Origin of the sequence: Cellulosilyticum sp. WCF-2 (assembly GCF_003990395.1) — a bacterium.
Classification (GTDB): domain Bacteria; phylum Bacillota; class Clostridia; order Lachnospirales; family Cellulosilyticaceae; genus Cellulosilyticum; species Cellulosilyticum lentocellum.
Genome location: NZ_CP034675.1, coordinates 2,424,976 through 2,438,215, shown reverse-complemented (window position 1 = coordinate 2,438,215; position 13,240 = coordinate 2,424,976). Strand labels below are relative to the sequence as shown.

Here is a 13,240-nt window from a genome sequence, read left to right as displayed (position 1 = left end):
TTGTCCTCCTGGCTCTTATAGATGTATCCACTCATTTACATTATACAAGTAGATATACTTATGGGCAACTGTTAACTTTGTAATATCAGATAACGCTAAACTATATAGTTCAAGTTGTTTAATATATTTTTCCTTTATCCTTTGAATGCTGAGTTCCTTTTGTTCTTTATCCACATAGTCTGTTTTATAATCAATTAAAGTAATGCCTTCTTCATCAATGTAAAAACTATCAATAACGCCTTGAATTAAAATTTCTTCTCCTTCAGGATAAGCTTCGTTTACCAACTTCGCATTAGCCAAATAAATAAAGGCTTTTTCCTTTTCTACATATTGTGCTCTTCTCATTTTCTTAACTATCTCAGAATTAGCCATTTCTGCAAGGCGTTTACTACTAACCACCTCTAGTACTTCAGCCGAGAGTTGATGAGAATTCACTAGATGCATAAGTTCTTCCTCTATAGCTGCCACTTCTGTGAATTTAAGAAAATCTAGATGCTCAAACACACTATGAATCAGTGTCCCCCTCTTAGCTCCCTTTAGTTCCTCTTGTCCTTTGATAAAGCTTGGTACTGGCACCTCTTCTTCTACTGGATATAAATTCACTTCATACACTTCATCGTCTATAAGTTGACCCATTGCCTCTCTTTTAATTTCTGAAACAGATACTTTTGTAGGTAATAATACCGCTTCTTCATGAGTGTATTCACTATTTAAGCGATTGAAGATGATTTCTTTATAAGGTCCATAGATCTTTTCTGTATCCCATTCTTCTAACAAATCTCTTTTTTCTTCAATACCTTGCTCTCTACTAGTCTGTAAATTACCTAATTCTTCTTTACTCCATACACGTAGTTGCCATTTACCACGTCCTTCAAATAAATAAGGTGGTGCTTCATGAGTCAGTAGCCTTAAATCTTCTAAATCGCTGTGGGCATATAAGCTTAAACCAATCCAATTTAAATATGAGCCCCCACGTTTAACGCCTAATGGTAAAATAGCTGCTTCTTCTCTACTTGCATATAAGCTCCATTTATAAGCAGCATCTTGGACATCACTAAGTGTTCCTGTAACAAATAATTTTTCTTTAGCACGCGTTAGAGCCACATAAAGCACACGCATTTCTTCAGAAATATTCTCAGAAAGAATTTGATTTTTAATAGCCATTTTAGGAATCGTAGGATATTTGACATACTTACTAGTATCTAAATAATCTGGCGCTAAGCCTAACTCATTATGAAGTAACACAGGTTTCATCATATCATTGTTATTAAAGCGCTTTCCGGTATCACATAAAAAAACGACACTAAACTCTAGACCCTTACTTTTATGAATACTCATAATTTGAACTAAATTCTCATTTTCACCAACTAATTTTGCCTCAGCCAAGCCATCTGGTGTTTGTGCTAGTTGATCTAAATATTGTATAAACCCAAATAACTTACCATTTTGACTATTTTCATAGGCCTCTGCATATTTTTTAAATAGCTCTAGATTCGCCTTTTTCTTAGCTCCTGTTGGCAACATAGCCACATAACGATAATACCCGGTTTCCACATAAAGCCTTGCTAGTAGTTCTTCTAGATTTAGTTCACTACTCATATTGCGGTAGTTATTTAGCATGCTCATAAAACGATTTAACAAAGGATTATCTTGGCAGGTTTCTAAATACTTTAAGAGTGCTTCATAAAAACAACCGGTTTCTGCTGCTTTTCGAATGTAAACGAGTTCATCTAAGCTCACACCTACAATAGGTGATCGTAGTACCGTAATCAAAGGGATGTCCTGTAAAGGATTATCAATAATCTTTAACAAACTCATCATTGTTTGAATTTCCAGTGCATCAAAGAAGTTCCCACCAATATCTGCATAAGCACCTATCCCCTTTTGCATTAAGGCATTTTCAAAGATGCCTGCCTTTTCTTTAGTTGCTCTTAATAAAATGACGATATCTTTTGCTTCTACCTTACGATAGGCCCCTAATGCCTTATCAAAAATATGGGTTGGATTACCTTCTCCTTTAAGGAGCTGATCTACTAAATTAGCCACTAGCATCGCTTCACATTCCACATTCTTTAAATCCTCAAGCCCTGTTTCTTCTGCATTTTCTGGTTCTTTGGTTTCTAAAATGTGTACTTCAATAGCTTCTGATAAAGCTCCGTCGGGCAAAGATTCTGGATTTCCTTCTTCATAATGATTGCCTACCTTTAGCTCAGCATATTCATCATACTCAAGTTCTCCTACCCTGACACTCATCACTTGCTGAAATAAGTCATTAACACCTTGAAGAATATTATCTCTACTTCTGAAATTCTGAGATAAATCAATACATACGTTATTACCTTTAGTAGATGAAGTCACCTGATGCTTTTCCCAGCTTCCGTACTTTTCCGCAAAAATCAGAGGATTGGCTAATCTAAAGCGATAAATACTTTGTTTCATATCGCCTACCATAAAACGTGTTGGTCCTTCTTCTTTATTAGCCTCAGCTACTGCTTTCAATAAAGTTTCCTGTACTGTATTACTATCTTGATACTCATCAATATAAATCTCTTTGTAAAAACTACTCAGTTCTTTAGCTACATCCGTATAGCTGACCTCTACTAATTCCCCTGCTTCATTAAAAATAGGTTCTACTAAAAGTTGAAGACAAAAATGCTCTAAGTCATTATAGTCTACAACTCCTGCATTTTGCTTTTCTAATTGGTAGCGTTCTTCAAAGGCTTCAATAAGCTTTACTAAAGTAGCCATGAGATCTCCTAACCGAGGTAACTGTGCCATTAAAAGCGGATCTTCAATAAATGCTAAATCATCTTGTAAGCCCTTAATGACTTCTTTACCTAAGTCACGATAGGCTTTTACACGCTCCTTTAAAGCTACATCACATTCTTGCTTTTTTCTTGAAAGGGCAATAATATGAGTATTTTTAATGCATCTAATCAGTTCTTCTAGTGACATCTCCTGGTGAATATCTTTAATCTCAGCTAAATCACTATGAATAGCTTCTAGGTAAAGCTCTGGTCCATTAGGCTTTTCACATAACGCTATGGCTTTATCATAAATAATGCGTACATCTTGTAATTGACTTAATAAATGGGTACGAATACTTTCTGACCAAGGCATTTCATTTAAACTAGTATACACTGTTTTTAAACGCGACACTTGGTTATGAAGCCATACCTTTGGAAAAGGTGTACTTTTAGAGAATGTAGAAATATCCAAAATCAAGTTTTTTAAGCCGTCTAAGCCTTGTACATCCCCATAAACTTCTGCTAATGCCATAAAGTCAGATGCACCGTCTTCAAGACATTCCTCTAAAAGTTCATCTAACAGTTCACTTTGCATCACATCTAGCTCTGCTTGTGTACCTACTTTGATATTAGGGTCAATATCCAAACGATTAAAATACGCTTTAATCGTTTTTAAACAAAATGAATGAATCGTTGAAATTGAAGCCTGTGGCACCAAGGCCATTTGACGTTCAATATAATCTATCTTCTTTAGATTTTCTTCATTTAGATTTTCTTGAAGACCATTCATATAATCCGAAAGCTTTTGCAAGATACGTTCCTTCATTTCTCCTGCTGCAGCACTAGTGAAGGTTACAATTAAAAAGCGATCAATTTCTATAGGTACTTCTTGCTCACTTCCAATGATACGCTTCATGACACGCTCTGTTAAAACTGCTGTTTTTCCTGAACCTGCTGCTGCTGAAACTAAAATATTGGCTTCTCTTTGATCAATAGCTGCCTGCTGTGCTGGTGTCCATGCCATTTATAAGCCCTCCTTCTCTAGTTTTTCCCATATTTCCTCTTTACTTAGTTGTTCTAAGGTATCATAACAGTTATCTACTTGTTCTTCACTGAACTGACAAATGGTATGATAAATACAATATTCACAAGGATTTTTGCCTTTTAAGCGGTAAGGTTTAGCACTTACTTTACCTTCTAATAATTCTTGTCCTAATCCTCTAATCGTATCAATAATATGATTTTCCAGCAGTTTAAACTGTTCTGGGGTGGCTACTGAAGAGCCTTTTTTAATACTACCATCCTTATTTAAACTAACGGGAATCGTACTGCCTGTCCCTGATTTATCAAGAGCAGCAATGATTTCCGGCTCATCTACTGCTAACCCAGAAAGTTTAAATTGCTTTAAGCTGCTTTCTTGGAGCTGCACTTCATCCATTCCTACTTTGTAGCTTACATAAGGATTATTAATGTGGAAGTAGAAAACTCCACCTGCTTCATAACTATGATGTTTCTTTAAATACGCATCTAGATAAAGGAGCAATTGAAGCTGTAAGCCATAATACACTTCTAATAAGTTAAAGTTCTTTTGCCCTGATTTGTAATCTAAGATTTTAATATATTGCTGATTATCATCTTTATAATACACATCTACACGGTCTATTTGCCCAGTCACTAATATCGTTCTTACTTCATCAATAGCAATTTCAATTGGAGGAAAGCCTTTACCTTCTCCAAAATTAATCTCATATCCCATAGGTTCGAATTCACCATTTTTTAAATGAGCTGTTAAAGCATGAATTGCCCTAGAAGTCATTTTTTCTACCTTAGCTGCCGTAAACTGAAAACGTCCCGTTTCTCTCTGGGCTTCATTTACTTGCTCTACCGCATAAGCTGTAGCCTTTTTCACACCTTGCTGCATTTCTTCCCTGGTGGCTTTAGTCCAAGTAGTATTCATTAAGCTGAGTTCTTTAGGATATTGCTCTAAAGCTGCATGAAATAGTGTTCCTACCTTGGCTCTATCAAAACGGAATAAACGGCGTTCTTCTGCTTTAATCCCATAACGCATAAAATAGCAACAAGCACATTGCCTAAAAGTTTCTAGCTTAGAAATACTAGTATCTAACTTATTGCCATAAAGCAAATGTGTTGTTTCTTCTTGTAAATAATGCTGTTGATTTGTATAAAATAAATAATCTGTTAATCCCTTTAGGCGGTCTTTCCACTCGTCTTTAGTAGCATACCAACTCACTAAGTCTTTCCAGGCTTCTTCTTCTAATCTACCCTCTACGTATTCCCTCAGTAAATTCCCTACATAACCAAAAGTAGGCAGAGGACGATAGATTTGACTTAGAAAATCTCCTTGTAAAGGTTTTGGTGTTTCACCAAATAACTTTTTCAGTTTGTAATAAACGAGAGAAGTTCTTAGAGGCTTACCATTTTCATCAGCCATGGCTGCACTTACAAAAAGCTTTTCCGTAGCTCTTGTTAGCATCGAATAAATACTAAACTGTCCGCCATAAAGAGGCTGGTCAATAATTAGCTCATTTAATCGTCCTTTTGGTCCTTTATCTTCCTTACACATCTGACTAAGAGAAGCTTTATCCATATCCGAAAAAATAGGCGTCGTTTCATCTACTTTAGGAATAACCCCTTCATTGGTTCCTAGTATAAAGCACGCTTTTAAACGAGGAAGTCTCGTCCTATCTACAGACCCAATTAACACTTGGTCTTGTGCTGGTGGAATAACTCCCATTTTCACATAAGAAAAGCTCGTTTCTAAAATACGGCGATAGGTCATTAGATTAAGCTCTTCTTCACCTAAAATATCCACTAAGCGCTCGAAAACTTCCATGATTTTTCCCCATATTTGGGTATTTTCAATCTCTAATAAACGATTGCCTTCTGCTTTATGTTTAGCAATGATTTCATTTAACTTGCTATAAGCACCAATATCTTCTAAAAAGCCATACAAAGCTTTTGTAAGGTCTACAACCTTATTTTTACCCGATGATTTAGTCATTTGAATAGTGGTTTCAAGTTTTTGAATAGGTCCTAAAATAGCTTCTCTTGTAATATTAATACGTTCCTGTTTCTCTTCATCTTTTTGCTCAAATCCCCAAGGCTGTGTCCATTTTTTCTTACCCTTAATCCCATAAGCTAATAAATAATTTTCTAATAGATCTATCTCTTCAATTGAAATAGGGAGCATTTGTGTTCTTAAAAGTCCCATGATACTTTTATAGCTATAATTAGAGGTTAATACTTCTAAAACACCTTCTAAAGCTGCTACTAAACTATTAGTATGAATATTTCTTTTCATATCTAAGAAATAAGGAATTTCATATTCTTTAAAAGCACCCTCTAATAGCGTCTTATAATCTGCTAAGTCACCTACAATAACTGCCATATCATGATAACGATAGCCCTCTTCCATCACTAAAGTCACAATCTGCTTAGCTACTTGTTCTACTTCTTCTGCTCTAGAACCATAAGTCTGCAGATAAATAGCTTCATTTCCTTTTTCATAAGGGTTAGCATAAGGTTTTAAGTACTGCCCCTCCAAATAAGCCAGAGCTTCATTTTTTTCTCCTGCGCCTTTAACATAGTTCACTTCATAAGCTAAATGCTGTTCTTCACAAATACCCATAAGTTTTTGTAGCATTTGAATACTTTCATAAAAAGGATAACTATTTCTTACCTTGTCTGTTCTCGTGTAAGGTTTATCCATAGGTAAAGTTATAGTTAATCCCTTTACCTTCTTCATTAACTCTTTAATGATAAGCAATTGATTATACGTAAAGCCATAAAAGCCATCAATCCAAAGCCATGTTTTCTCAAGTTTCTTGCTTTTCATTATACTACTTGCTAGTAGCGTCATATTTTTTTCAATGGTCACAAACTGATTTCCCAAATAATCTTCGAAGGCTTCATAAAGCATATGAATGTCTGTCAGCTTGCTTTTAAATAATAAGGTTGCCTCCTTATTTTCTATAAGTTCGCCTAATTGCTCCTTACTCACACCTGCCTGTTCTAAAACTGTAATAAAACGGTTAATAGCTTCAATAAAACCTGTATTATTCATATTTTTTTTGTAGAAAATAATCTCTTTTTTATGTGCTTCAATCACACGTTTTAAAATAATCATACGTTCTAAATCTTCAATAACAGCCACTTCAGCTTTTCCTACTTCTTTAAACACCTCTCTAGCTAATGTATTAAAACTAATAACCTCCGCTCTTAAGAGACCTGGATAAAGCCTTTTGGCCAAGTCTTTTTGTGTCTGTAAGTTAAATTGTTCTGGTACTAATAAAAGTAGTGGATCAAAACTTTCTTCTTTTAAAGCTGTTTCTATAGCTTCATAACAATAAGTCGTCTTTCCTGCACCCGAGCGACCTACAATAAATTGTACTTTCTTCATTTGTTCACCCCTTTTTTCTATTATTAGTTTATCTCTATGTGAATGTTTTATGATATCTATTCTATCCCTGCTTATTTTATCATAGTTTTGCTAAACAGCGATACCAATTTACTGACATAAGCGCTTTCTAAGTTCTTCGATTTCATCTATACGTACATAAGGGTAAACACTTTCCATGCCATCTAATAAATTAAGTGCATCATCTAGATATTTGATGCTTCCCTTAGAACATCCAATGACTTCTAGCTCTAATAAAGCAATTTCAATTAGAAATTTCGTTTTCTCCACAATATAATCCTCATATGTGCCATAAACATATTTATCAAATCGAAAAGCTTCTTTTTCATTTGAAATTGCTTTAAATAATAAATAGGCCTGTTCTTTATTCCCCTCTTCTTTTAAATGTCTAGCCAAATTTAGCCTTGCATACCAATTAGCTGATATTTCTGCCACCATAAGTTCACCTCCTTGACTTTGTCTGCTTAATATAAGTGTCTTATCATTTATATTTTTATGACTACTATAGTTTCCTCACTAAAATACAGCTACTTTCTACAAGTAGCTGCTTCATACTCATAGTATGTTAAACTCAGCAAATGTTTCCTTTTTATATTTAATAGCAAATAAATATCATGGTATTTCTTATTAAATATAAAAAAAAAGTTAATGCCTAACGACATTAACTTTTTTGTTTATAAAACACCCTTTTCAATTCTTTGTTTTAAATCTATTATTTTTTCCTCTATTATTCTTGCTGTTAAAACAAAGGCTTCATCCTCTTTACCCGAAGGATCTTCTAAACCCCAATCTTCTAAATGTTTACAAGGTAAGTTAGGACAGCTCACGTTACATCCCATTGTAATGACTATATCTACTTCCGGAATATCACTTAATAATTTACTCTTTTGAGTTTCATTCATATCGATATGATATAAATCCTTTATAATTCTTACTGCATCTTGATTAATTTGTGGTCTAAGTTCTGTGCCAGCTGAATAACTTTCAAATACTTCTGCTGCCAAGTGTTTTCCTAAAGCTTCTGCCATTTGAGAGCGGCAAGAATTATGCACACAGATAAAAGCTACTTTAGGTTTATTCATTATTATTTCCTCCCTTATAGCAAGTTATTAAATCTCTTGCTCTTTTAATTTTCCCTGATAATGTTTATAACAAAAATATAAAATACTCCCCTTAAGTAAAGTGGAAATAGAAATACTCCACCAAATACCTTCAAGGCCTAAAGGTATAACCAATAACCATGCCATTGGCAACCTAAGAGCAGTAAAAAGGATACTTATTGTAGCTGGGATTTGTGGTTTTTGAATGCCCGTAAACCAACCATTGGAGACCATTTCTATAGCATTAAAAAGCTGGGAATAAGCAATAATTTGCAGATAAACAGATGTCATTTGAATAGTAGTAGCATCTTTTACAAAGATGCTTGCCATAGGTATTGCAAATATCATAAATAGTGTAGTTGTTAATACTGCATAACTTATACTTAAACCAATAGCTACTTGATACCCTTTTTTAATCCGCTTATAATAATGAGCTCCATAATTTTGACCAGTAAAACTAGCTACTGCACCATTCAACCCTCCTGTTACCATATAGGTGACTGATTCGATTTGAAGCCCTATCTTTTGAGCAGCTATAGCTTCCGGACCAAATTTTGCAATCAGTTTAGCTAGCAGAATATTAATAAGGGTAAACAAAATCCTTTGAAAAGCCACAGCCCAACCTAGATTTACAATAGCTTTTATACGTTCACTGTGAAAGGCCTTTTTCCAGTGAAACTCAAACCACTTACCACCTATCTTCATATAAAGAAAAAACATAATCATTTGTGCTATTAAAGTGGCTAATGCAGCTCCTAATACCCCCCATTTAAAACTATAAATAAAAATAGGATCTAATATCATATTGAGCACAATACCTACTATACTAATTTGAAGAGCACTTTTTGTCTGCCCGAGGCTACTAAAAATTCTAGAAAAAGTAGCATTAAAAAAAGCAAAAAATAACATAGGCGCGCTTCCCAACAAGTAACCATAAGCTTGTTTTTCAATGACCTGATCTCCTATGCCTAAAAAGCCTATTAAATAAGGCCCTACAAATACTAGAAATAAAGCATACATGCCTCCTATCAATAAATTTAAAAGCATGCTTGTTTGTATATATTCTTTTGCTTCTATTTCTTTGTTTTCTCCAATACTGTAAGCAACCTTAATCCCAGTTCCTATAACAATACAAGCATTAATAGCATAACCTAAACCAACAAAAAAACTAGAGGAACCTACACTAGCTACTGCATCCTTGCCTAAACTTCCTACCCAAAACATATCTACTATATTATAAGCAAATTGCAATAACGAACTTCCCATAATAGGAATGGCTAATGCTAATAAAACGCGAACAACACTTCCCTTTGTTAAATCAACTTTCTTCACAGTGTCACCCATTTCATATAGATAATTATCTATATGTATTTTAATTGATTTTAATAATACCGTCAATAGATAAGAAGGGTACTTCTCTACTATATTCATCTATCAGTATCACAAATAAATTACTTAAAATAAAAAAGCTACCTTTATTAGTAGCTTTTAGATCATCTCTTTAAAATAATCACTTAATGCTCCCAGTGTTTTAGTATTAAGTGAATAATGCATCCATTTACCCTCACGTCTTGCTATAACCAAATCACATTCACATAATAATCTCATATGATGAGATAAAGTAGGTTGTGTAATTTGAAACCTTTCAAGTAAGTGACATGCACACATTTCTCCATCCTTTAACATCTCTAAAATCATCACACGATTACTATCAGAAAGTGCTTTAAAAAGCTGTGCTTTTTCTCTACATTCTTGATTCATACGAAACACCTTCCTCTTCTTGTTTCAGTATAAAATCTCCTTTAAAAGTTGTCAACTTGACTTCGTCTTTCCATTAGAATGGTGTTATGCCAATCACCTTTTTGATCTCTTGCAATTTTCTCTCTATAACCAACTTGCCTAAAACCACACTTTTGATGCAAAGCCAAACTAGCCTTATTTTCTTCAATAATACTAGATTGTAAGGTCCATATACCTTCTTGCTCTGAAAGTTGAATTAATTCATTTAAAAGCTTAGTGGCTACACCTTTTCTTTGAGCATTTTGCACTATGTAAATACTTAGTTCTGCTACACCTTTATAAACACATCTACTTGAAGTGGGTGACAAAGCTACCCAGCCAACAACTTCTTCATCAACCACTGCCACTAATCTTCCTGTAGTAAGATGCGCAGCATTCCAAACTTCATAACTCGGAACTTCTGTTTGAAAAGTAGCAATTCCTGAGCTTATCCCCTGTTCATAAATACACCTTACATTAGGCCAATCTTTTTCTGTCATACATCTCATCATTACTGTCATCTCTAATCTCCTTCACGAACTGATTATCGTACTTTTTCTATTATAAAATGGTCAATTTCTATCATTAATTTCTCTACACGCCTTGTTAACTCATCCGCCCCCTGAGAAACATTATTAATAAGTTGATTTTGATTTTTAGTAGCAAGAACGACTGCTTGTGTATTTGTGCTACTAGCTTGAGATATGTCATTAATATTTTGGATAGCATAAAGTACATGAGAAGTTCCTTCTGTCACTTGTTCATTAACTGATTTAACTGCTTCAAATTCTGTAGATACTTCTTTAATATCATTTAAAATAGCTTCAAAGCTTGTACCTGCTTCACTGGCAAAAGTTAATCCCTTTTTTACAGCTACAGTATTTTCGTCCATAGCTGCTGTTGCCTCATTAATTTCCTCATTAATTTCTGTTATAATTTGACTAATTCTAGCAGTAGCATCTGCTGATTGAGTAGCTAAATTTCTAATTTCATCAGCCACCACTGAGAAACCTTTTCCTGCTTCTCCTGCCCTAGCTGCTTCTATGGCTGCATTTAACGCTAATAAATTAGTTTGAGAAGCTATACTTGTAATGAGTGTAATAATATCCTGAATCCTAGATGACTTATCACTTAATAGCTGAATTTGACTTGAAGTACTTTGAACTTTTTGATCAATTGTCGCCATTTGTTCAATGACTGTTTGAAGAATTTGATTACCTTCTTTAGCATGCCTTAACGTACGATTTGATGAAGCTGTTATACTTTGAATACTATCTGCCACTTCTGCTACATCTGTATGCATATGTTCTGTCATTTGTGCTGTTTCAGATGTAAGCTGAGTTTGTTCCTCGCTTCCAGCCACCATAGCTTCCATGGAACTAGCAATAGCCACTGTAGCCGTTTGTGTGGCTATTGCTGCTTCATTAAGCTTTGATGATAAATCCAGTAATCTTCTAGCTTGATGTCCCGTAGCAGCCACTAATTGATTTAAATGGGCTCTCATCATTTCTAGAGCCTGAGCTATTGTTCCTATTTCATCATTATGTTTTAAAAGAATAGGATCTAGTGATTTACTAAAATCACCTGTTTCCATGCATCTACATGAATCAATCAATTGTTTAAAATGTTTAAACAATACGGTGCAGTATAAAAATAAACAAAGACATACAAATATCCCTGTAACCGTATACCCTATACCTTGTCCAATTTTTATGGTCTTCATAATCTCAGCTAATTGTGTTTCTGTACTTAACGTATCATTTTGCAAAATTTGAGTGATTCTAGGCTTTAATTCCTGAGTTGTTCTAATAGCAGATATAGAAAAACTTATAATCACTAAAATAAATGTAATCACCATTACTTTACTTCTAAATGAGATATGCTTCATTATTTATGCCCCCTAATATCAACCACTTTTTTGTATTTTAAAATAATTCTATCAAATCACTGCTTAAATGTCCATGTTTGTATGGATTTAGTAAAAGATTTTACTCTTTAATTAAATCCTTCTTTAATCTTTGACCTACAATAAATTAAAATAACAAAGGAAGTTATAAACGTATACCTATACATTTATAACTTCCTTTGTTATTTTATCTATTATTATAATACGCGTTTTGCACCAATATATGGTTTTCCACCGCTTGGGAATACATTACTGATACAAATACCCGTTCTTTCATCATTAGCATGAATCACCTGCCCACCACCAATATAAATGGCAACATGCGATACATGTCCGTTATAACCGTAGAATACTAGGTCACCTTTTTGTAGTGAATCACTGCTTACATAATAACCATTATTAGCATATTGCGCACTTGAGCTTCTGTTTAAGCTAATGCCAAAGTTTCTCATAATTTGAGAAGTGAAGCCTGAACAATCTACCCCATTAGTTAAGCTATTTCCACCATAGACGTATGGATTACCTAAGAACTGCTTTGCATAAGCTACAACTGCATCACCTGTACCTGAGCCTGAGCTTGTGTAATTTTGATTACTTGAGTTACTTGAAGACCCACTATTACTTGAAGCACCATTGTTACTTGAAGTACTTCCATTGTTAGAACTACTGTTATCGGTTTCTACCATAATAGCTTGTGCTTCTTCTTGGGTTACTGTCATACGTTCAATTTCTGTTAAACGTTTATTAGGCAAATAGCTTAAGAAGTCTACTTCTGTGCTATTTTTAACGTAGTCCTTACTTACGTAACCTTCAAATCCTTCTTGACTTACTTTATACCAATCTCCTACACTATAGCTTACAGAAATTTCATCTCCATTTGAAAAGCTACCAATTACTTTTCCATTCTCTGTAGAAGGATAATCTCTTACATTTAAACCGCCATTGACATTGACTACTGCTAGTACTCTATGTACATTGATATACTCAGCTTTAACATAAGCTCTTGAATCGTCCTCTAAAATCAATTTTAACCAATCGCCCTCTTCGCATACAATCTCAACTGGTTCACCAAGTCCGACTTGTTTTACAATGCTAGCTTCTAATTTAGCACCATCTCTTACATTAAGTGTTTGTGTTGCTACTGTTCCGTAAGCTTGGCCATAAGCTAAACTAGGCACCATTATTGCTGCAACGCTAACTAGTGTACTCAATACTACCTTTTTTAATCTCATGCTTTAATCCTCCTCGATTGACTATGTTCGACTATATT

General features: G+C 34.3%; 9 protein-coding genes. All 9 read right to left on the bottom strand.

The features are described 5' to 3' along the window. Positions 1 to 15: 15 nt before the first annotated feature. The 9 genes from addA to EKH84_RS10780 all read right to left on the bottom strand — a co-directional run bounded on the left by addA (position 16) and on the right by EKH84_RS10780 (position 13,202). Positions 16 to 3,771: a helicase-exonuclease AddAB subunit AddA gene (gene addA / locus EKH84_RS10820; protein WP_127066304.1), complete on the bottom strand. Its 3,756-nt coding sequence runs from the start codon at positions 3,769 to 3,771 to the stop codon at positions 16 to 18. Next, positions 3,772 to 7,167 carry a PD-(D/E)XK nuclease family protein gene (locus EKH84_RS10815; protein ID WP_127066303.1) on the bottom strand — a complete coding sequence of 1,132 codons (3,396 nt, stop codon included), beginning with the start codon at positions 7,165 to 7,167 and terminating at the stop codon, positions 3,772 to 3,774. 108 nt (positions 7,168 to 7,275) lie between these two features. Further along, positions 7,276 to 7,623, bottom strand: coding sequence for a hypothetical protein (locus EKH84_RS10810; RefSeq protein ID WP_127066302.1), 348 nt, complete (start codon positions 7,621 to 7,623; stop codon positions 7,276 to 7,278). A 236-nt stretch (positions 7,624 to 7,859) separates the two neighbouring features. Beyond that, on the bottom strand, positions 7,860 to 8,267 hold the full coding sequence (locus EKH84_RS10805; protein ID WP_127066301.1) for an arsenate reductase ArsC: 408 nt from the start codon (positions 8,265 to 8,267) through the stop codon (positions 7,860 to 7,862). Between the two features lie 27 nt (positions 8,268 to 8,294). Next, positions 8,295 to 9,617 (bottom strand): MATE family efflux transporter, encoded by a 1,323-nt coding sequence (locus EKH84_RS10800; RefSeq protein WP_127066300.1) that lies wholly within the window; start codon positions 9,615 to 9,617, stop codon positions 8,295 to 8,297. 156 nt (positions 9,618 to 9,773) lie between these two features. Beyond that, a complete protein-coding gene (locus EKH84_RS10795) occupies positions 9,774 to 10,046 on the bottom strand; it encodes an ArsR/SmtB family transcription factor (RefSeq protein ID WP_127066299.1) in 273 nt (90 codons plus the stop codon). A gap of 41 nt (positions 10,047 to 10,087) precedes the next feature. Next, positions 10,088 to 10,585 carry a GNAT family N-acetyltransferase gene (locus tag EKH84_RS10790; RefSeq protein WP_013656675.1) on the bottom strand — a complete coding sequence of 166 codons (498 nt, stop codon included), beginning with the start codon at positions 10,583 to 10,585 and terminating at the stop codon, positions 10,088 to 10,090. A gap of 23 nt (positions 10,586 to 10,608) precedes the next feature. After that, positions 10,609 to 11,952: a methyl-accepting chemotaxis protein gene (locus EKH84_RS10785; protein WP_127066298.1), complete on the bottom strand. Its 1,344-nt coding sequence runs from the start codon at positions 11,950 to 11,952 to the stop codon at positions 10,609 to 10,611. 215 nt (positions 11,953 to 12,167) lie between these two features. Beyond that, the gene (locus EKH84_RS10780) at positions 12,168 to 13,202 is read right to left on the bottom strand and encodes a C40 family peptidase (protein ID WP_127066297.1); all 1,035 of its coding nucleotides are present in this window, start codon (positions 13,200 to 13,202) and stop codon (positions 12,168 to 12,170) included. Positions 13,203 to 13,240: the final 38 nt, after the last annotated feature.